Below are 19,763 nucleotides of genomic sequence, written 5' to 3'. Positions count from 1 at the left end.
TGCGCTATTTGGAATGACCGCCTGCCCGAACAATGCGGGCGGGAGCAAGCCGGAGCCCACACCGCCGCCGGTACCGAAGTACAAGGTAGAGCTTGACCGCAATATTGGCGGCAATGTAAAAGTAACACCCGCATTGCCCGATGACGGCATGGTAGCCGAAAACACCGTGCTTACCTTTACGGCAGAACCGCTTCAAGGCTATGATCTTGAAAAGTGGGAGCTTGACGGCACGGCGGTAAACGGCACAGCGCTTACCTACACGCTCAAAGTTACGGCAAACGCAAAGGTTTTTGTATTCTTTAAACGGAACGGCGGAACGCCTCCTGCCATGCACACGGTAACGCTTACCGAGCCGGAGCACGGCAGTGTAGATACTGTGCCGGTAATCCCGCCCGGCCATCACAAAGTGCCCGAAGGCACCGAACTTATCTTTAGGGCAGAACCGGATGCAGGCTATGCGGTAGATAAGTGGACGGTTTCGTCGGGCTCGTTTTTAGCAGGCGGCACCGACGGAAGCGTGAGCGCAACGCTCAAAATCACCGAAGCCGTTACCGTAACCGTAACCTTTAAGCAGGTACAGTTCAAAATCGATTTCGGTGTGGATGGCGGACACGGCACACTCAAAGCCGAAGTTGACGGCACGGAAATCCATTCGGGCGATAAAGTGGAACACGGCAAAACCGTCGTCTTTACGGCAACGCCGGCATATTCGAGTTATGCGGTCGAACAATGGACGAACAACGGAACGGTCATCTCGGGAGGAGCAAATACAACCTACAACCACACGGTAACGGCAGCGGCAAACATCAAAGTAAAGTTTAAATATACCGGAGCCGCGCTCATGGTAGATACAACAGAACTTACCGGAACGCTAGGACGTACCTTTGCACACCGGTTCGTAACGGGAGGCTCCGGCAGCTACACGGCGGAAGCTGAAACACCGGACATCCTCACACTTTTCACAGACGACCTGAACAGTCAGGGTGAAATCGGGATGCGGTGCGAACAAGTCGGTTCAACGCGCATAAAGATAACCGACAAAGTAAGCGGGCAAACCGCTTTTTCAGGCCTCATTACCGTAAAACCGGACGAAGACTACTTTGAAGAAGGCGGCATGCGCTACCGCATAACGGACAAAACCGCCGGAGCGGAAAAGGTGAGCGTAACTGCAGAGACAGCTCACTATATCTACGCGCCGTATACGGTACCATCGCTTACCATACCCAAAGAAGTTACCCACGGCGGCATAACCTACACGGTAACGAGCGTAGAGAGAGTCGATGGGTGGGGAACTACGCTGCAAAGCGTAACGGTTGCGTCCGATAACGCCTACCTTTTGGCCGAAAACGGCGTTATCTTTAACAAGGATAAAACCGTACTGTTAGGCTATCTGCCGGGTAAACCGGATGTTTTTTACACCGTTCCTGCAAGCGTAATAAGATTGGGAGAGGGCTCTTTTTCAAACGTTCCCGCACTGACATCCCTTACACTGCCAAACGGCTTAAAGGCTATTGAAGATAAGGTGCTTATGGACTGCGAAAACCTTGTTGCGCTTAACCTGCCGTCTTCGCTGGAATCTATCGGCTGGCGTTCGCTGTGGAGTATAAAGGTGAGCTCGATAGTTGTGCCGGAAAACATAACGCAGCTTTGGGATTTATTTCTTTCCAGATGCCCTGAACTGACGTCGGTCGAGCTCCCCTCAACGCTTACCGAAATGAGGGGGGATGTCCTTGCAGACGATCCTAAACTGAAGACGGTAAAGTGCAAAGCGTTAAATCCGCCGGTCATTAACGGCAACGCGTTTAAAAACACGCCCATCGCATCCGCAACGCTCCGCATCCCCGCCGGCTCCAAAGCACTCTACCAAGCCGCAGAAGGCTGGAAAGACTTCGGCACGATTGTGGAGTTTTGATGAATTAGGGGAGGAACGGCATACGGCGATGCCCGCTGCTACGGCGAGGGTTTGAAAATCGTACATCCGTGTACGATTTTTAACACGAGTTTCGGCAGGCTTACGCCTACCAAAACATCGCCGGACTTACAGCGTTTCCCCCGCCAACTATGGCGGAACAGCGTTTTCGGCGTCGCGTACCGGCTTTAAGTTCGCAATTGTATGAGGATTGCACATCCGTGCGCAATCCTCAACTCGAGTTTTCTCCGCAAACTCGGTGAAGCGTTATCATAAAAGTGCAGAGCTAAAAAATCGAAAAATAAAGGAAAGGGAACTATGGTCAAGTAGCACACTTGGACGAGTTTGTAAGAGAATTAAGGAGTTGCTATTATGGCACAGACGAACATAAATATCCGTATAGACGAGGACTTAAAAAAGCAGTTCGAAGCTTTTTGTTCCAATATTGGAATGACTATGACAACAGCATTTTGCGTATTTGCAAAAGCCGCGGTCAGGAAACAAAAAATACCGTTTGAAATATCAGTAGACCCGTTTTATTCTGCAAGTAATATTGCTTACCTTGAAAAGAAAATGGCAGATTATAAGGCAGGCAAACTTCAGCTGGCAGAGCATGAATTGATAGAGGATTAACTGTATGCCGGACAAGATAATACAGTGGGACATGGATTGATGAAGAAAATCGACTTGTGTATGTCGTAGAGGAAAAGGTTATTATACTGATTTCCTGCCGCGGGCATTACGAGAATTAATTGTAGCTCCGTTCAGCCTACACGAAGATTATTCGACCGATAATTTAATCAAAACGATTGAAAAAGAAGTCGCCCAAAGGTTTATGAGTGCAGCTAAGTGTTCTGAACCTTCGTTCCAAACGTTCGTCCTTGACAAACATTCCGGTTTAATATATACCACTGATATATATATCACTGATATAAAATACTGCAAACCAGAAAAAGGGGGCTGCAATGGAACAAGAAAAATTACAAACAAAAGACTTTATTTCGATAGGAATTTTTTCGCTTATTTATTCGGTTGTCGCTTTTGTTGTCGGCGGCATAGCGCAGATGACGCCGCTCACCTTTCCTTTAATGCCTGCATGTATTGCGCTGTTTACGGGTACCGTCTTTATGCTCTATGTTGCAAAAATTCCGAAGCGCGGCGCATTAAGCTGCCTCGGTGTTATCGGCGGCATTTTGCTGTTTATTACCGGCATGTTTTGGATGATGAGTCTTTTTTTTGTGCTGTTCGGTATTGCGGCAGACTGTATTTGCGCGTCCGGGCATTTCCGCTCGTTTAAAAAAAATCTTAGCGCATATTGCATAATGGCACTTGCTCCCTTCGGCGCATACCTTCCCATGGCGCTGCTTCCCGCACAATTTGACGCTTTTATGAAAAAAAAGGGGAACACTGCCGCCTTTGAGCAAATCATTCACACAATCGGTACGAGCGTATGGGTGCTTCCGGCAATGACTGCAATTACACTGCTGTGCGCCATCCTCGGCGGTTTAATCGGCAAACGCATTTTGCGCAAGCATTTTGAAAAAGCGGGTATTGTGTAGCGGTATGAAACTCGATCCGAGAACAAAATTGTTTATTTTGGCGATTACCGGCATAACGGTATTTTTGAACGGCAATCTGTTCATTGAATGTTTGTTTGCGCTTTTCCCGTTTGTTTTGCTGTGTACGGCAAAACGGCTGAAAACCGCATTTTCCTACGGACTTTTGTTCAGTGCTCTTGTTGCGCTGCAGTACACGGTTGTGCCGCTTATGCCGGCGGCGGCGGGAAGTATCGTCTATGTGTTTTCGGTATACATCAGAAAACTCATTCCCTGCCTTATGCTTGGGAATTTTTTGATTGCAACAACGCAGGTAAGCCGCTTTATGGCATCTCTGTATAAAATGCATATTCCCAAAGGTTTTGCCGTTGCCTTGAGCATTACGCTCAGATACTTTCCGACGATGAAGGAAGAGTGGACGTTTATAAAAGAAGCGATGGCGCTTCGCGGATTGTCTGCGTCTTTTCCGGCTGTACTGCGTCGACCGATAAAGACGATGGAGTACATTTACGTACCGATGTTGGTTTCCGCTTCAAAAATTTCCGATGAAATTACACAAGCTGCTGTCACGAGGGGCATCGATCACGTGCAGCGCAGAACGTGTATCGAAACCGTGCGGTTTTCCGTTTTCGATGTGTTTGTGCTGGCGGTTTACGCCGGTATTGTGCTGTTGTTTTTACGCTCAAACGGGGTACTGCCGGTATGATGGTGGAATTCAATTCGGTTTCATTTTCATATACCGAAAACGGAACGGGCGCCGTACACGATATTTTGTTTTCAGTACCGGAAGGACAATTCATCCTTGTGTGCGGTGCAAGCGGGTGCGGCAAAACGACAATAACAAGGCTGATTAACGGTCTTATACCGCATTTTTTTTCAGGCAATCTTTCGGGAAGCGTCCGCGTTGCCGGCAGAGAAACATCCGCCACACCCATAGCGGATATATCGGATACGGTCGGCTCGGTGTTTCAAAATCCGCGCACGCAGTTTTTTAATGCGGACACCGACAGCGAAATCGTATTCGGCATGGAAAATCGAGGAATGCCCGTAAACGACATTTTGGAACGCTTGGAAGCCGTAACCGCCGAGTTAAATTTGCAGCGATTGCGCAGTAAAAACATTTTTGAACTGTCCGGCGGCGAAAAACAAAAAATCGCTTTTGCATCTGCGTATGCCGCTTTTCCGAAAGTACTAGTGTTGGACGAGCCGTCATCCAATTTGGATTACGATTCCATATTGGAGTTGGCGCGTCTTTTAAAAAAAGCAAAAAAATTGGGATTGACGATTATCGTATCCGAGCACCGGCTGTGGTATGTAACGGATATTATCGACAGGGTGCTTTTTATGAAAAACGGCAGAATTGAAAAAGATTTGAGCGCACGCGAATTTAACGGTCTTGCAAAAAAGCCGTACAGCGAACTCGGTTTGCGGGCGCGCACATGCATTGTGCCGGAATCCAGCCAAGAGTGTAATATGCGTTGCGAAATGGCTGGCGGAACGGACGGCTCAACCGTTTTAACAGCGGAAAACCTGTCGGTACAAATCGGAAAACACACAATCCTTAACGGCGTTTCGTTTGAAGTTCGTGCAGGAGAAATCCTTGCAATTACCGGTAAAAACGGGTCGGGAAAAACGACGCTGGCACGAGTGCTGTGCGGACTTCAAAAATCTTGCGGTACGGTAAGGTTAAACGCTCGCCGTTTGAACAACCGGGAGCGAAAGAATATTTCGTATATGGTTATGCAGGATGTCGGACATCAACTTTTTACCGACAGCGTACAAGCCGAATGCACGCTCGGAATCAAAGAAGCTAATGCAGCACAAATAGAACATGCACTGCGCGCTATGGGGTTAAATGAATACAAAGACAGACACCCGCTTGCTTTATCAGGCGGACAGCGCCAACGGCTTGCGGTGGCGGTCAGTATGATTTGCGGCAAACAAATACTTATCTTTGACGAGCCTACCAGCGGTTTGGATTTACACAGCATGCACCAAGTTGCCCGTTTGCTTAAAGAACTTGCGCGGCAAAATAAATTAGTAATCGTTATTACCCACGATTATGAACTCATAGAAGCAGCCTGCACGCGCATAATAAACATTAAAAAAGAATGTATCACTTCCGGTTTGGTTATCTGAACTTGCAGATAAGCAGCATGTAAACTACTCTCAAGTATTACAAGAAGCATTACAAGCGCGTCTTTAGTACCTTTATCTTTTTTCCTCCTCTTGACAAAAGATTTATTTCGGTTTTATATATCAATGATATATATCGCTGATATATTCTTGAAAGATAAAATAAGGAGCGGAAGAAAAACACAAGAATGCAAAAACAAAAATTATTGCTGTACGGTACTCAAATGAAAGCCCTGCTCGATACGCTGTCGGACAAATCGGCGGAGAAAAACGCAGCGCTTGTACTGCGTATGGAAAGCGAATACAAACGCCTTTTAAGCGAACAAACTTTTGCAGACGCAATGTTGGCGCGCCATTTAAAAAAATCAATACTGCCTGCCGTCGCCGCATACAAAACGCTCATTGCGGACGGAAAAACAAAAAATCAAGCGTTTGAAGCCGTGCGCGCTTCCGTGCTGGCCGACTCGGAAAAACAAAAAATTGCGTTTCAAAAAATCGGTACACTGCCGTTCGGTTTTTTCCTCATGCGCCTTATGACGCCCCTATCGTTAAAAACGACTTTCGGTCCGAGCGGCTGGGATTTTACATGGAAACAAAACGACCGCCGTGCTCTCAAATGGGATTGCAGCCGCTGTTTTTATGCCGATATTTTTACGCAGCACAAAGTAAGCGAATTGACATCGATTTTTTGCGAAAGCGACGACGTCGTATACGGAAGTATTCCGACAATACGCTGGGCGCGCACACGCACTATCGGCAACGGTGACGATGTTTGCGATTTTACTTTTTACAACGAGCGCGCCGAAAATGTGTCCGGCGAAAACAAACGCGGCAAAGACAAGGGCAAAAAGGCGGAAAAATATGTATAAAACCTTACGGTCGCTCAGCGATACTTTCCGCCGCTTATGCCGTGCAGCAGTATTTTTTCTTTGCCTCTGTGCCGGTTTTTGTACTGCAGCGTCATTGTACGCCGCCGCAGCACAAAACGCGCAAGACGTACAACCGCTGCAAAACGGATACGAAAACATCGTCGACGGCGTAGCTGCTTCCTATGTCGGGAAGAGCGTTCCGGGAGCATGCGTTATCATCGCCGAACACGGCACCGTCGTTTTTTCTAAATGTTACGGGTATACAAACCTCGACACACAACAGCGCATACGGCCCGATACCGATTTTTTTGAATGGGGTTCCATTACCAAAACGCTCGTATGGGTAAGCGCGCTCCAACTTGAAGAAAAAGGCTTGCTTGACCTTAACGCGGACATACGGCGCTATCTTCCCGACAACTTTTTGCGCAATTTGCGATACGATGCGCCCATTACCATGCTCGACCTGATGAACCATACGGCAGGTTTTGAAGAATATTTAATTGATTTTCGTTATTTGAACGAACAGCCGGTAAAACCGCTTGTCGATGTATTGTCCGCACATCAGCCAGCGCAAGTGTTTGAACCGGGAAGCGTATCGGCGTACTCAAACTGGGGCGCGGCGCTTGCGGGTTTTATCGTAGAGCGAATAAGCGGGCAAAGTTTTGACGAGTATGTTACCGAACACATTTTTACGCCGCTCGGCATACAAGACGCGGAGCTGAAACCGCAGTGGACAGCCGAAACGCTCAAAAAAAAGATAAACGGGTACTCGTATTCGAAAAAAGGATTCCGCAAAGAAGATTTTATGCGCTTGCGGCTGTATCCCGCAGGTTCATTAAACGGAACGCCGAACGCGCTCATAAAATACGCAGCCGAATTGGCAAAAAAAAGCGGCGAACATTCGCTTTTGTTTTCGGATCCCGCGACGAAGGACAAACTGTTCGGCGAAACCTACCGTTCTTTCGGAGCCGCTTCGGGGCTTGCGCACGGCTTTTGGGAGTATACGAAAAACAACGGCATATTCGGACACGAGGGCGGAACCTACGGTTTTAAAACCCAGTTGTGGGTGCAGCCGGAGCGGGAGCGCGCAATCCTCATTGCAACGAACGTTATGGAATCCGATTTTTGCCGCAGTCTTATGAATGAGCTTGTTCAAAGCGATCGGGCGCAAGCCGGCAACGGAAGTGAGGGTGAAAGTCTGAGTGCGAGCGGCAACGGAAATGAGGGCGAGAGGGTGAGCGCAAATACAAACGGAAGTGCCGGTACAAATGCCGCTGCCGGTACCGATACGGCGGACTTTGCACGGTTTTCGGGCGAATATTTTCCGGCGCGTTCCGTATGGACTCACGCGGGAAAACTGAACGGTTATATGCAAATGATTTCCATACAACAAAATACGGACGGTACCGGTATTGTGTTGAAAAAAAGAAGCGACGGTAAAAGCCTCACGTATCGGTCAATCGGAAACAACCGCTTTTATTGCAAAGAAGCGCTGCCGGAAGAACAATACGTCGCTTTTAAAACCAAAAACGGAGATGTCCTTTCCATGACTTTTTTTCTTGCGCACGATTATGTTCCGGCAAAAGGAAGATATAGCACCGGCTTTTTGCTGTCGTGTACGGCAGCCTTTGTACTAGCCTTTGTATTTTGGCTTGGATCCGGTATAGCCCTTGCAGTATCGGGTATTCGGGCTGCACACGCGGCAGATACCCGTGCACCGGTTATGCGTGCGCCGGCAGACAGGCTGCCAAAAGTTCTATGCGCCGCATGCGGCTTGATTGCGGATGTGAGCATAATTGCGGGAATGCGCAATTGGTTTGCAATCTATACGATAGATTCGGTTCAAATGAATCTCATAGTTGCGATAAATGCCGCATGCGCACTGTGCACAGTATGCAGCTGCGTGTACTTGTTTTATAAAAAGCGTTTCGGCCCGGCAGTTATGTTTTCCGCCGCCTGTGCCGTGCAGCTTTACGCGTCGGTTTGTTTGGGTTTTTTTCATATTGTGTAATTTTTATCTACAAAGGGGTATGTATGAGTGAGGTAAGGGAAGAATTATTAAACAAAAATCCGTGGAGTTTAATGATTAAGTTAAGTCTTCCGGCAATTTTGGGACAATTTGTAGTCGGCTTATATGCCTTTGTCGATTCGATTTACGTCGGACAAATGGTGGGAACGGATGCGATGAGCGCAGTTTCTGCAGCGTCTCCCTTTGTGCTGATTAACAACGGCATCGCGGTGTTGCTCGGCATCGGATCGGGTTCGATTCTCTCGCGCGCAATCGGTGCAAAGGATTGGCAAACGGTTGATAAAATTATGGGTAACTTAAGCGTTTTGGTACTTTTAATGTCCGCCTGCGTTATGGCAGTCGGTATTCCGCTTGCCCCCGTATTTTTGCGTTTATCGGGAGCGCAAGGTGCCGTCCTCGACATGGGTGTTTCGTATTTACGCACGGTGTATATCGGTTCCGTGTTCGTTAATTTTATGCAGGGCGCCAATATGGTGCTGCGCGCGGAAGGACGTATGGGAATTGCCATGGGCATTATGGCAGGCGGCGCCGTCTTGAACATCATACTCGATCCGTTTTTTATCCTTTTGCTGCCCGGTTTCGGACCGCAAGCGGTTGCCGTCGCTACGGTTGTGTCGCAGCTGCTGCAAGCCGCCGTTACCCTGTGGTACTTTTTGCGCAAAAGTCCGGTCGTTAAATTTCACGCCCTCCGCCTTGAAAAAAAGCTCACCGGAGAAACTTTTGCCGTCGGTGTAAGCGCCATGCTCATGCAAGTGATGATGCTCATTCAAATGACTGTCGTGTACAACACGGCGGTTAAATACGGCGGCGCCGATCAAATCGCTTTAATGGGAGCCGCTTTACGCGTTATGCAGCTTGCCTTTGTGCCCGTGTGGGGCATGAGCCAAGGTTTACAGCCCGCCGTCGGAACAAATTACGGCGCAAAAAAGTATGCGCGCGTAAAAAAACTGACAAACGTTTTTATTGCAGGCTCTACGTGTTTATCGCTTGTATTTTGGCTTGTTATAGAATGCTTTGCGCGCGGAATTTTATCGGCATTTATTACGCAAGCCGATATCGTCGCAAAAGGAATAACGAACTTCCGCCTTATGTTCGCCGTTTTTCCCACTTACGGTCTTCTTATTATGACACTCACGTATTTGCAATCGTTAGGGAAAGCAAAGCAGGCGGGCTTACTTGTCGTGTTCAGACAGCTTGCACTTATCGTTCCCTTGGTACTTTTAGTTCCCGTATTGCTGGGCGGAAACGTCGCCGGTGTATGGGCGGCACTCCCCTTAAACGACATCGTCATTTTGGCATTTTCGCTCGTTTTGCTTATAAAGGAATACAAAGCGCTGGAAAGGCTTTGAAAATTGCAGGGTGAAGTGACAGCGCCGTGCGGTGCGTTGTTGTGCTCTGCCGCGCTGCGCTCTGCACAGAGTGCTTGCGTTTTTGCGGTAAAACCTGCTATACTTTGTACCGGCGTTCGTGCAAAGCGGCGCTTTAATTTTGCCGTGTGCGCCTAAACGACCAGCGGCTGAGGAGAACCCTTATGAGAAAATATTATATTGCCGGTAACTGGAAAATGAACAAAACAAAACCGGAAGCCGTAGAACTTGCAAAAGCATTGGTGCAAGCTTTAAAAGACGGAAAAAACAAATATATGATAGCCCCGTCGTTTACCAATCTCGATGCCGTCGGTCAAATAATAAAAGGTTCGAATATTTTACTCGGCGCGCAAAACATGTCTACCGAAGAATCGGGGGCTCATACCGGAGAAGTTTCGGTATTAATGCTTAAAGACTTGGGTGTACAAACGGTTATTTTAGGTCACTCCGAACGCCGTCATATCTATAAAGAAGACGACACAATGATCAATAAAAAAGTCAAACTCGCTTTAAAGCATGGTTTGGAAGTGGTTTTATGCATCGGCGAACTGTTGGAAGAACGTCAGGCAGGTAAAGCCGAAAAGGTATGCGAAGAACAAACGCGCAAAGGTCTTGCAGGTGTGAGTGCGGATGAGCTTAAAAAAGTTACCATTGCGTATGAACCCGTATGGGCTATCGGTACGGGGCAAACGGCTACAGCCGACGATGCCCAAGCCATTCACTTGTATGTGCGCAACATTATTGCCGATATGTACGGCAAAGCTGCTGCCGATGAAATCATCATTCAATACGGCGGTTCAATGAAAGCCGAAAACGCTGCGGGGCTTTTGGCAAAGCCGGATGTCGACGGCGGTCTTATCGGCGGTGCTGCGTTAAAAGTTGAAACGTTCGAACCTATCTGCAAAACATACTAGGTTTTATGGATATAACCGAAACCGCTAATCCTTTGCCGCGCCGTCGTTTCGGCGACAGAAGCGAAGGAAGGCGGATACGCTCGCTTGAACCGATGACAGTCGTTGCTCCGTTTATTATGCCATCCCGTATCGGTTCGCAAAATTTATTTCAAGACAGTGTAATCGCTTCTCCTTTGGAACGCTTTGTGCACAAAAAAAGGGAAGAGGGGTTGAGTGGTTTCGGTATTATGCACGTACTCATAGCCGCATACGTGCGGACGGTGTCTCAGCGTCCTGCAATCAACCGTTTTATAAGCGGTTTGCGTTTGTATGCGCGGCACAATATTGAAGTGGTAATGGCGGTAAAAAAATCGCTTTCGATTGAAGCCGAAGAAACGATGATGAAGTTTTTTTTCGATCACCGTGCTACCGTAACCGATGTGTACCGTTTGATGACGCAAAAAATCGAAGAGTATCAAAATAAAACGGAAAAAGAAAACGCGTTCGACCGCCTTGCACGTCTTCTCGGTTATATGCCGCGCTTTCAATTAAAAGCTGCTATTTCGTTTTTAACGTGGCTTGATTTTCACAATTTTTTGCCGGAACGCTTGCGCCGCTTAAGTCCTTTTCATTGCTCCGCAGTATTTTCTTCTATGGGATCGTTAGGTATTCAGCCGATTTTTCATCATTTGTACGATTTCGGTAATGCACCCGTGTTTATTACGTTCAGCGCAATGCGTAAATCATACGAAAACGCTGCGGACGGCACAGTGCACCGCGTGCGCCGTTTGGATTTTTCCGTTACAACCGACGAGCGTATTTGCGACGGTTTTTATTATGCGTCCGCATTTCACGAGCTGCGTAAATATTTAAAAAATCCGGATTTACTCGATGTTCCGCCGGAGCAAGTCGTCCGCGATGTGGATTAAGTTTGTGCGCAGAGTATAAATTATAAAATAAAGCGCACACCCGCTTTTACGCGCACTGCGGTATAATCAAAAAAGAATAACGAATACAAATCGACATCCGAGCCTGCAAAATAAGTTCCGCCTTTGCCGGTGTTAACGTACAGCGTGCCGCCTGTGCGCGAGTGCGCTCCGTCGTATTGAGGTTCTCCGATAATAAAATCTGTTTCGTTTTCCAAGCCGATTTGTACGGGAAAACGCGGGGTAAACGCAAGTACGTTAAAACGGGTGTATACTATCGGTATGTTTTTTGCGTTCAAATTCGGTTTTGTGGTATAACCTGCACAAAACAATACCCGCGCGTTTTCAGGCGCGGCGTGCAGGTTTAAACAAACGTCATAATGTACCGGACGGCTCAAGTTTGCCGCTTGTAAAGACAGCTTTAACTCGGCGTCGGCGGCAAAGAGGTATACCGTTTCGTTTTTTTTGTATTCGTTGCCCGTTTTTGCTTTTCCGTGCACTCCTGCAATAAAATATACACCCGGAAGCAAATTGTCTTTGCTTAAAACAAAAGCACAGCCGCCGCCTGCCGAATACCATTTACCCGAATACACGGCGGAACACAAAGTGTCGTAGGTATTGTCCCCTTTATACGTCAATTTTGAGGTAAGCAGCACGTTGTTTAGAATTTTACCTTGGGCTTCTATGTTTACGCCGCCTGTGTGTTCTGTGGGCGTACGGCTTTGCCCGCCGCCATATTTGTTTTGCCCGCTGTTTTGATTGCCGCCGCCATGCTTGTTTTGCGCGAGCTCATACACACCGGAAAACGTTAATTCGGTAGCACATACCGGCACTATGAGTAAAAAAAGCGCGCTTGCACATATACACCGCGCCGTACGGTATGCTTTTGTGCCGAGGGTGAGGGCACGGCGCTTGCAAAAACTTGTCATAACTGAACCGTATACGATGCTGAAAGAGAAATAAAGCGCGACACATTGTTGTATTCAAGCGGACGCACGGGAATGCACAAAGAAAGTGCTCCGGTTTTTACGGTAAATTCGGCAAAGGGTACCAGTTTAAATACTATATTGTCCGGATTAAAATCGGTAACGGCAGGATTGGGTACACAAGCGCATGCTATGCCGCCGAAAATTCCCTGCGTCGAGCCTAAATTGCACGCAGTTGAGCGAATCATAAAAGCCGCTCCGGTTGCTTCATCTATATGTGCAGTTTTTTTATAGGTTTGTTCGGGCAAGGTAAACATCGAAAGCGAGAATACCGTTTTGTACAGCGCAAAGCGCGGTTCTATAAATGCATATAGGTCGGCAAGCGAAAGCACGCTGTTTCCCGAATCAGGCTTTGCCTGTATACGTGCGAGACCTGCTTGTACATATAAATTAGCATAGGGATTGTCTCCGATAAGGGCGGTAAAGCCCAAATGAAATTCGGCTCTGCGGATTATCAGTACAACCGCATTACCGTCCGCATCGGTGCTTTCCAGCGGAAAGCTTGCTCCGAATAAAAAATCTCCGACAAAAGCGTTTGAAACTCCTGCAACACGCATATCCGTGTTCAATTGTTCGCTGCCGTATTTTTTATCGTAATAAAAATAGAGCGCTTGTGCAACCGGAGCGTTATATGTTACCGTAAACGCTCCGCCTATGCCGCTTACCGGAATAATTGAAGGAGCGGGAATACCGATTTGTTTTTTTAATAAATAAGAGCTAATTTTTTTTGCTCCTACATAGCGCCCTGCAAAAGTGTCGGCTCCAAGCGGTTCGTATTCGCTAAAAAAAAGCGAAAGCTGTGCGGTCGATTTTTCTATTTTAAAGCGGTACATCAGTGACAGTTCGTCTATGTTAAACAGAGAAGGAATGTCGCGCAATTGCGGGCTTTGGAAAATATTGCCGCTTCTAAGCGAAATGGCGCCGTTTGAAAAAAAGCGCTGACCGATTTGCATTTGCGCACGATAAAATCCTTTAAAACGGACTTCGGCATTTTCAATATGTGCGGCAGGCAGTATATCTAAAGCTGTGCCGGCAGTCCCGCTAAAAAAAACTTCAGCTTCAAGGTGATACAAACAAACACAAAATATAAAGGAAATAAAGCCGTATTTTTTTAAAGTATTAAATATTTTCATCAAAACGCTCCCGCGTATATAGTCGTTCTTTTCCATTATCGGCATAAAATACGTTCAACTTTAATTTTACCCTATTTAAAAGAAAAAAAACGGAATTTTCATTAAATAACACATTTCCTACTTGACTTATCCGTTTATCTGGATAGAATATATAGATATGAGTGATTATCTTGATATTAATAATGAAGAATTATTAAAGGATTTTTTCAGCGAAGCTGAGCAGCAGGTTGAAAATTTAGAGAGTAATATTCTCGTTATCGAAAACGATCCCTCTAATCACGAAGCCATAGACGAAATTTTCCGTGCGGCACACACATTAAAAGGCGGTTCGGCAACCGTCGAAATGACCGAGCTTTCCACCTTTACCCATGCGGTGGAAGACGTATTGGATGAGCTGCGTTCCGATGCGATACCGGTTACCGAAGATGTTGTGGATGTGCTGTTATCGTCAATAGACGTTATTAAAGCAATGCTTGCCGCTCGTTCAAACGGTTCCGTTTATGAAGAAGATGTGGAAGAATTAAAACAAAAGCTGCACTCTTTTGTTCCCGCCGACACAAAAAAGAAAAAAGGAAAGTCTTCGGCTGCAAAAGCGCCGGCTCCTGCAGCCCCCGCTCCCGAAGCTCCGGCACGCACGTCCGTACTGCCTGATTTTTCAGACGGTATACCGGATAAGTTGCCGTCTCCTGCAGGCTATGTGTCGGAGTACGAATTGCTTGAATTAAAGCAATTGAGTCCTGCTCCGAAAAAACTGTGGGGAGTTACCGTTTTTTTCGATGAGTCGAACCCCATGAATTCGGTCGGCGGTATTCAAGTTTTTGCAGCCCTTAAAGAAAAAACCGATATTTTAAAAACAATTCCCGATTTTGAAGAATTATATGAAGATGAATTTCACCCTCAAGTTGTGTATTATGTAGCATCCGCCGTAAGCGGCGATGAAATTGAAGATATAGCTTTTTTAGACGATGTGGTAACTGCAGTTGACGCTCAAGATATAAGCGACGCTGTAGGCTCAAGCACTCCGGCAGCCCAAGCTGCTCCCGAACCGTCTGCGGCAAAACCTGAAGCAAAGACCGATACGGGCGCAAGTTCAGCTGAAGCGCAGCCGAAAGCTGCTGCCGAGACGGCACCTGCATCCGGTACTGCCGAAGAAAAAATTGCTTCGGCTGCAAGCGGGGAAACAAAAGCAGCCTCTGCTTCCGGATCCGGACAAAGCGTAACAAGTGGTGCCGGCGCAAAAAAAGCTGCTGCTGCCCCATCCGCCGCACACGCTGCTGCAGGAAGCGTATTGCGCGTCGATTCAAAGCGCATAGACTATCTTTTAAACCTTGTCAGCGAAACGGTTATTGCAAAAGCGGCGTTTAACCAAACGGCTTTGCAAGTAAACGATTTGCAAGCCGAACTTCAAGGCATTGAAGCGTCTTATAAAGACCGGGTGCGCGCATTGTTTGAACAGTTACCGAATTATCTTGAAAGTGCACAAAACGGTAAAAATACAAAAGATATTAAATCAGCCGTTACGCAGGATTTTAGCGGATTGTATACGATGTTCGATCCGTTCGATTCCAAATTTAAAACCTTTTCGGGTAAATTCCGCTCGTATACGCAAAACCTCGGCCGCATAGCGGGGGAATTGCAAGAAGGCGTTATGAAAATCCGTATGGTTCCCATCAGTCAGATTTTTTCGCGCTTTCCGCGCGTCGTGCGCGATTTGTCGCGCGACTTGGATAAAAAAGTCGATTTGGTAATTGAAGGTGAAGAAACGGAACTGGATAAATCGGTTGTTGAAGATTTGCTTGATCCCATTATGCACTGCGTCCGCAATTCTTTGGACCACGGCATTGAGTCGCCGGAAGCGCGCCGCGCTGCAGGAAAAAACGAAACCGGAACGGTGCATTTAAAAGCCAGAAACGAAGGTAATATGATCGTTATCGAAATCGAAGACGACGGCAAGGGTATAGACGTGGACGCCGTTAGAGCAAAAGCGATTGAACGCGGTCTTATTCATCCGGACAAAATTATTACCGATCAAGAAGCGTTTCAATTTATTTTTGACGCAGGTTTTTCCACTTCAAAAACAATCAGCAATGTATCCGGCCGCGGCGTCGGTTTGGACGTAGTAAAAACACAAATAGAAAAATTAAACGGTACGGTTATCGTTACTTCCGAGCACGGAAAAGGCACGACTTTCAGCATAAAACTGCCGCTTACATTGGCTATTATTCAAGGTCTTTTGGTGCGCGTCGGCAGTGAAGTATACTCCATTCCGATTGCTTCGGTTATCGAAAGCCAAAGAATCCGTACATCGGAAATTAACCGCATAGATAATTACGAAGTTCTAAACGTGCGCAATGAAGTTATCAGCGTATTGCGCTTAAGCCGTTTGTTCGGTATACGCAACAAACAGGAATCGGAATATGTGTTTATCGTAATCGTCGGTACGGCTGATAAAAAAATCGGTATTATGGTAGACGCTCTTATCGGCGAAGAAGACGTGGTTATAAAACCGCTTAAAGACCAGTTTGCGAATTCTCCGGGTATTGCCGGCGCTTCCATTTTGGGCGACGGTTCGGTTTCTTTGATTATCGATGTCGGGCAGTTGTTGGAACTCGGCGTTAAACAAGAACTGAATGCTTTGGATAAGTTATCCGTAAAAGATACACAGCTTGTCGGCGGTAAATAATCGTAGGCAACCGGGGTAAGGAAGTGGAGAAAGCAATGGAAAATACACTCGAAATGCAAGCAGTCGGCGAAGAAACTGCCGAAAAAAAAGAATAAATAGTAAATATAGACTTTAAAATGGTAACCTTTGCGCTTGCGGGCAAAGATTATGCTATTGATATTCTTAAAGTAAAAGAAATTGCAAAAGCGGGACGCTTTACTTATGTTCCGAACAGCGCTCCTTTTGTTATCGGTGTGTATAATTTACGCGGCGAAATAATACCCATTATCGATTTGCGTTTGTTTTTTAATATCGATGTACCGGAGCGCTCCGGAGAAGAACAGGAAAGCATTATTATTATCAGCTTCGGCGAACAAAAATACGGTGTTGTGGTAGACCGCATAGACAAAGTTGTCGGTATTCAAAGCAGTACCATTCAGCCGCCGCACCCGCTGTTCGGCGATATAAACATAAAGTATATTTACGGCGTTGTGGAAACGTCGGACAGTTTGTACATTTTGCTCGATGTAGACCGTATTTTCGGTTTTCAAACCGGAGAACGCTGCGACGACGAGCAAAATGTCGGTTTATTGCGCGATAGGGCTTTTGTTTCCGAAAGTGCGCAAGCTGTGGTGCACAATATGTCAAATGTGCCTACCGCCGAAAAAGCGGCTGCACCAACGGCGCAAACCGCAAACGCCGATGCAAGATCTGCTTCTCAAGATAAAAAAGCACCGGCAAAACAAGCCGATACCGATGCAGCTTCTGAAATAAACGAGCCGGAATTTTCGTTTATTGTGGACAGTTTAGCTTCGTTTAAGCACTTTTATGTTTCGGATATTAACGAAAATTGGGCAAAATCGCGTTATATGCAGTGGAAAAAAGAACGTTCCGGTGCAAACGTACAGATTTTAAATGAAGCGGATGCCGATGCGTTTTTGTCTCCGTTTTATTCGCAATACGCAAATAAACTGTGGTCAAATGAATATGCGGCTGCAGTGTATGCGCTTTTGCCCGAAAGCAATGCAAAACAAATACAAGCGTGGAATCCGGGCTGCGGTAACGGTTACGAAGCGTATTCGCTTGCCTGTTTGCTTAAAAAACGCTATCCGAATGCAAAAATCCGCGTGTATGCGCAAGATACGGATTTAATTGCCGTTTCAAATGCACCGCTTTTACACATAGATCCTACACAAGCCGACAGTTGGTATAATCCCTATCTTTCAAAAACCGTATCGGGCGAAATGATGTTTGCGCCGCAAATACGCGATTCGGTATCGTTTGAGTATCACGATTGTACAAACACCAATTCCGTTTCGCCGGTAGATATTATTTATGCCCGAGACTTTTTGTCTTTTGTTCCGAAAGAAAGCCGGCAAAATGTGCTTACTGACTTTTACGAAAAAATCAGAGGAAACGGCTTTATTATCGTCGGTGACAACGAAGCGCTTGCCGATAAAATTAAATGGCTTGAAATTACCAAGGGTTCCGTTATAACATATACGAAACAATAAATTTTAGGAGGACATTTTGCGCGTAGAGTACATCAATCCTTTTGTAGAAACAGCATACAGCGTTTTATCGGAAGTGTTAAATTGTAAGGTAACGCGGGGCGATTTATATCTTAAATCGACAACAATGCCGGTAATGGGAGTTGCGGCTTTGGTAGGGCTTGCAGGAGATGTAGAGGGTCGTGTTTTATTTGATATGACGCTCGATACTGCAATGAAAATTGCTTCCCGTATGAATATGGAAGAATTACCTGCTTTTGATGAATTGGCAAAAGCTACCATTACGGAATTGGCAAACTTGATAACGGCGCAAGCGGTTACAAAACTGCACGATTTAGGCTTTAAATTCGATTTAACGCCGCCGGCTCTGTTTACCGGTGAAAAAATGGAAATCTCGGATCATCAAGTTGAAGCTTTGATTGTTCCGATGATTACCGAATTCGGTAAATTGGAAGTAAACGTTGCCATCCGTGAAAAAAACTGAGGGAAGTAAGGGAGACATAAAATCATGAAAACAAAACAGGATTTTCCGTCGATTAATGAAAGACCGCCCGAAGGATTAAAAGACGACGGAAGCAAAGTACGCGTCCTTATCGTTGACGATTCAATGTTCGTTGCAAAACAGCTTGGTCAAATCCTTACCAGCGAAGGTTATGAAGTGGTCGCGACCGCCGCCGACGGACAAGAAGGCGTAGACAAATACAAAGAATTATGCCCGAATGTGGATTTGGTTACGATGGATATTACCATGCCGAAAATGGACGGTATTACCGCATTGGAACAAATTATGGCGTTTGATAAAAATGCCCGCGTGGTTATGATAAGTGCGCTTGGAAAAGAAGAATTGGTTAAAAAGTCTTTGCTTTTAGGCGCTAAAAACTACATCGTTAAACCGCTTGACCGCAAAAAAGTTTTGGAACGCATAGCCGCTTGTACAAAATAAAGCGCCGCTTGTTCTAAAATCAAAGTTAAAAAGGCTGTTACAGTTCACCATTCACCGAATGTGAGTTTATAACAGCCTTTTTTTATTTTTACCAATACTTCCGATCGCGATTGGTCTTCTTGTAAAAGATGTTTGATTCTGTGTATATATGTGTACAGCGTTCTTATGTGAGCGCTTGTGCATGTACCCCATAGTGCATAACTCATTTCTTTAAGCGAAAGTGCAGCATTTGTTTCCATAAGGATTGCGTACAGTTTTTTTTCTGCAGCGCGGAATTGCTGCGGTAAGCATTGTAACCGATGTATTGTATGCATTGCGCTGTCTAATAAGCGGCGGGTTTGTTCATTTTTTTCTTCGGTACACAGTTCGCTGCACAGTATTTCGGATAGGGCTGCCTTGTCGTTGTTTACGTCGTATAAAAGTATTGAAAATTCAAACCAATGTATGGGAATAAACATGTCAAGACAGCGCGTAATTTGTTCGGTTGTACTTGAAGCCGGAAAAAAAGAACGGTATATAACAATACAATCAGGAAGTTTTAAGCGGATTTCCGTAAGCAAACTTATAAAATCAAAAACTGCTTTTTGAGTGCAGCCTTCACGTGTAAGCGCATATTGCAAAAGTTCTGTGTTGCCGCCCTCTTTGTGTAATATTAGTACGTACACTGCTATTACCCTTTTCGGCGCGAGGAATACCGAAATGAAAACGGTTTGGTCAAAGCACAACGCTTGACCAAAATACTGCTATATGTTATGGTTGAACATCTTTAGGGCGATTAGCTCAGCTGGTTAGAGTACTACCTTGACATGGTAGGGGTCACTGGTTCGATCCCAGTATCGCCCA

17 protein-coding genes, 1 tRNA gene and 1 pseudogene are annotated in these 19,763 nt (G+C 46.1%); 16 read left to right on the top strand and 3 right to left on the bottom strand.

Going from position 1 to position 19,763, the window contains the following annotated elements; genetic code table 11:
• The first annotated feature begins 13 nt into the window (after nucleotides 1–13).
• The 11 genes from HMPREF9193_RS11425 (at nucleotide 14) to HMPREF9193_RS08845 (ending at nucleotide 11,688) form a co-directional block, all read left to right on the top strand.
• Nucleotides 14–1,912, top strand: a complete 1,899-nt coding sequence (locus tag HMPREF9193_RS11425; protein ID WP_245565507.1) for a leucine-rich repeat domain-containing protein — start codon at nucleotides 14–16, stop codon at nucleotides 1,910–1,912.
• A gap of 369 nt (nucleotides 1,913–2,281) precedes the next feature.
• Nucleotides 2,282–2,542 carry a type II toxin-antitoxin system RelB/DinJ family antitoxin gene (locus tag HMPREF9193_RS08885; protein WP_021687786.1) on the top strand — a complete coding sequence of 87 codons (261 nt, stop codon included), beginning with the start codon at nucleotides 2,282–2,284 and terminating at the stop codon, nucleotides 2,540–2,542.
• A 35-nt stretch (nucleotides 2,543–2,577) separates the two neighbouring features.
• Nucleotides 2,578–2,661, top strand: coding sequence for a type II toxin-antitoxin system YoeB family toxin (locus HMPREF9193_RS11525; RefSeq protein ID WP_084604396.1), 84 nt, complete (start codon nucleotides 2,578–2,580; stop codon nucleotides 2,659–2,661).
• 213 nt (nucleotides 2,662–2,874) lie between these two features.
• The gene (locus HMPREF9193_RS08880; protein WP_021687785.1) at nucleotides 2,875–3,468 is read left to right on the top strand and encodes an MptD family putative ECF transporter S component; all 594 of its coding nucleotides are present in this window, start codon (nucleotides 2,875–2,877) and stop codon (nucleotides 3,466–3,468) included.
• Nucleotides 3,469–3,472: 4 nt separating this feature from the next.
• Nucleotides 3,473–4,171 (top strand): energy-coupling factor transporter transmembrane component T, encoded by a 699-nt coding sequence (locus HMPREF9193_RS08875; RefSeq protein WP_021687784.1) that lies wholly within the window; start codon nucleotides 3,473–3,475, stop codon nucleotides 4,169–4,171.
• Nucleotides 4,168–5,604 carry an ABC transporter ATP-binding protein gene (locus HMPREF9193_RS08870; RefSeq protein ID WP_021687783.1) on the top strand — a complete coding sequence of 479 codons (1,437 nt, stop codon included), beginning with the start codon at nucleotides 4,168–4,170 and terminating at the stop codon, nucleotides 5,602–5,604. The genes HMPREF9193_RS08875 and HMPREF9193_RS08870 overlap by 4 nt, the downstream gene beginning before the upstream one ends.
• A gap of 185 nt (nucleotides 5,605–5,789) precedes the next feature.
• Complete coding sequence (locus tag HMPREF9193_RS08865) at nucleotides 5,790–6,470, top strand: L-2-amino-thiazoline-4-carboxylic acid hydrolase (RefSeq protein WP_021687782.1); 681 nt, start codon at nucleotides 5,790–5,792, stop codon at nucleotides 6,468–6,470.
• Nucleotides 6,463–8,481 (top strand): serine hydrolase domain-containing protein, encoded by a 2,019-nt coding sequence (locus HMPREF9193_RS08860; protein ID WP_021687781.1) that lies wholly within the window; start codon nucleotides 6,463–6,465, stop codon nucleotides 8,479–8,481. Before HMPREF9193_RS08865 ends, HMPREF9193_RS08860 begins: the two co-directional genes overlap by 8 nt.
• 23 nt (nucleotides 8,482–8,504) lie before the next feature.
• Nucleotides 8,505–9,848 carry an MATE family efflux transporter gene (locus HMPREF9193_RS08855; RefSeq protein WP_021687780.1) on the top strand — a complete coding sequence of 448 codons (1,344 nt, stop codon included), beginning with the start codon at nucleotides 8,505–8,507 and terminating at the stop codon, nucleotides 9,846–9,848.
• Nucleotides 9,849–10,030: 182 nt separating this feature from the next.
• A complete protein-coding gene (tpiA, locus tag HMPREF9193_RS08850) occupies nucleotides 10,031–10,780 on the top strand; it encodes a triose-phosphate isomerase (RefSeq protein ID WP_021687778.1) in 750 nt (249 codons plus the stop codon).
• Nucleotides 10,781–10,785: 5 nt separating this feature from the next.
• Nucleotides 10,786–11,688 carry a hypothetical protein gene (locus tag HMPREF9193_RS08845; RefSeq protein ID WP_021687777.1) on the top strand — a complete coding sequence of 301 codons (903 nt, stop codon included), beginning with the start codon at nucleotides 10,786–10,788 and terminating at the stop codon, nucleotides 11,686–11,688.
• Between the two features lie 20 nt (nucleotides 11,689–11,708).
• On the opposite strand, the gene HMPREF9193_RS08840 is transcribed toward HMPREF9193_RS08845, so the two are convergent.
• Both HMPREF9193_RS08840 and HMPREF9193_RS08835 read right to left on the bottom strand, forming a co-directional pair.
• Nucleotides 11,709–12,614, bottom strand: a complete 906-nt coding sequence (locus HMPREF9193_RS08840) for a hypothetical protein (RefSeq protein WP_021687776.1) — start codon at nucleotides 12,612–12,614, stop codon at nucleotides 11,709–11,711.
• A complete protein-coding gene (locus HMPREF9193_RS08835; RefSeq protein WP_156882490.1) occupies nucleotides 12,611–13,804 on the bottom strand; it encodes a hypothetical protein in 1,194 nt (397 codons plus the stop codon). The genes HMPREF9193_RS08840 and HMPREF9193_RS08835 overlap by 4 nt, the downstream gene beginning before the upstream one ends.
• A gap of 157 nt (nucleotides 13,805–13,961) precedes the next feature.
• On the opposite strand from HMPREF9193_RS08835, the gene HMPREF9193_RS08830 reads away from it, so the two are divergent.
• The 4 genes and pseudogenes from HMPREF9193_RS08830 (at nucleotide 13,962) to HMPREF9193_RS08815 (ending at nucleotide 18,920) form a co-directional block, all read left to right on the top strand.
• Nucleotides 13,962–16,487, top strand: a complete 2,526-nt coding sequence (locus HMPREF9193_RS08830) for a chemotaxis protein CheA (RefSeq protein ID WP_021687774.1) — start codon at nucleotides 13,962–13,964, stop codon at nucleotides 16,485–16,487.
• Nucleotides 16,488–16,540: 53 nt separating this feature from the next.
• Nucleotides 16,541–17,980: pseudogene (locus tag HMPREF9193_RS08825) on the top strand (chemotaxis protein CheW).
• 16 nt (nucleotides 17,981–17,996) lie between these two features.
• Nucleotides 17,997–18,461, top strand: coding sequence for a chemotaxis protein CheX (locus tag HMPREF9193_RS08820; protein ID WP_040848052.1), 465 nt, complete (start codon nucleotides 17,997–17,999; stop codon nucleotides 18,459–18,461).
• Between the two features lie 24 nt (nucleotides 18,462–18,485).
• On the top strand, nucleotides 18,486–18,920 hold the full coding sequence (locus HMPREF9193_RS08815; RefSeq protein ID WP_021687771.1) for a response regulator: 435 nt from the start codon (nucleotides 18,486–18,488) through the stop codon (nucleotides 18,918–18,920).
• Between the two features lie 44 nt (nucleotides 18,921–18,964).
• Here HMPREF9193_RS08815 and HMPREF9193_RS08810 read toward each other — a convergent pair whose 3' ends face one another.
• Nucleotides 18,965–19,585: a hypothetical protein gene (locus HMPREF9193_RS08810; protein ID WP_040848050.1), complete on the bottom strand. Its 621-nt coding sequence runs from the start codon at nucleotides 19,583–19,585 to the stop codon at nucleotides 18,965–18,967.
• A 104-nt stretch (nucleotides 19,586–19,689) separates the two neighbouring features.
• On the opposite strand from HMPREF9193_RS08810, the gene HMPREF9193_RS08805 reads away from it, so the two are divergent.
• Nucleotides 19,690–19,763, top strand: a tRNA-Val gene (locus tag HMPREF9193_RS08805).

The sequence above is a fragment of the Treponema lecithinolyticum ATCC 700332 genome (assembly GCA_000468055.1).
Classification (GTDB): Bacteria; Spirochaetota; Spirochaetia; order Treponematales; family Treponemataceae; genus Treponema_C; species Treponema_C lecithinolyticum.
Note: the sequence above shows the minus strand (reverse complement) of the source record. Positions and strands in the feature narration are given on the sequence as shown.

What these genes read in the sequence shown, in the direction of transcription:
- HMPREF9193_RS08855 (WP_021687780.1), top strand. Translation starts at nt 8,505, where the DNA reads ATGAGTGAGGTAAGGGAAGAATTATTAAACAAAAATCCGTGGAGTTTA.
- HMPREF9193_RS08860 (WP_021687781.1), top strand. Translation starts at nt 6,463, where the DNA reads ATGTATAAAACCTTACGGTCGCTCAGCGATACTTTCCGCCGCTTATGC.
- HMPREF9193_RS08835 (WP_156882490.1), bottom strand. Translation starts at nt 13,804, where the DNA reads ATGAAAATATTTAATACTTTAAAAAAATACGGCTTTATTTCCTTTATA.
- HMPREF9193_RS08880 (WP_021687785.1), top strand. Translation starts at nt 2,875, where the DNA reads ATGGAACAAGAAAAATTACAAACAAAAGACTTTATTTCGATAGGAATT.
- HMPREF9193_RS08845 (WP_021687777.1), top strand. Translation starts at nt 10,786, where the DNA reads ATGGATATAACCGAAACCGCTAATCCTTTGCCGCGCCGTCGTTTCGGC.
- HMPREF9193_RS08830 (WP_021687774.1), top strand. Translation starts at nt 13,962, where the DNA reads ATGAGTGATTATCTTGATATTAATAATGAAGAATTATTAAAGGATTTT.
- HMPREF9193_RS08885 (WP_021687786.1), top strand. Translation starts at nt 2,282, where the DNA reads ATGGCACAGACGAACATAAATATCCGTATAGACGAGGACTTAAAAAAG.
- HMPREF9193_RS08865 (WP_021687782.1), top strand. Translation starts at nt 5,790, where the DNA reads ATGCAAAAACAAAAATTATTGCTGTACGGTACTCAAATGAAAGCCCTG.
- HMPREF9193_RS08840 (WP_021687776.1), bottom strand. Translation starts at nt 12,614, where the DNA reads ATGACAAGTTTTTGCAAGCGCCGTGCCCTCACCCTCGGCACAAAAGCA.
- HMPREF9193_RS08875 (WP_021687784.1), top strand. Translation starts at nt 3,473, where the DNA reads ATGAAACTCGATCCGAGAACAAAATTGTTTATTTTGGCGATTACCGGC.
- HMPREF9193_RS08815 (WP_021687771.1), top strand. Translation starts at nt 18,486, where the DNA reads ATGAAAACAAAACAGGATTTTCCGTCGATTAATGAAAGACCGCCCGAA.
- tpiA (WP_021687778.1), top strand. Translation starts at nt 10,031, where the DNA reads ATGAGAAAATATTATATTGCCGGTAACTGGAAAATGAACAAAACAAAA.
- HMPREF9193_RS08870 (WP_021687783.1), top strand. Translation starts at nt 4,168, where the DNA reads ATGATGGTGGAATTCAATTCGGTTTCATTTTCATATACCGAAAACGGA.
- HMPREF9193_RS11425 (WP_245565507.1), top strand. Translation starts at nt 14, where the DNA reads ATGACCGCCTGCCCGAACAATGCGGGCGGGAGCAAGCCGGAGCCCACA.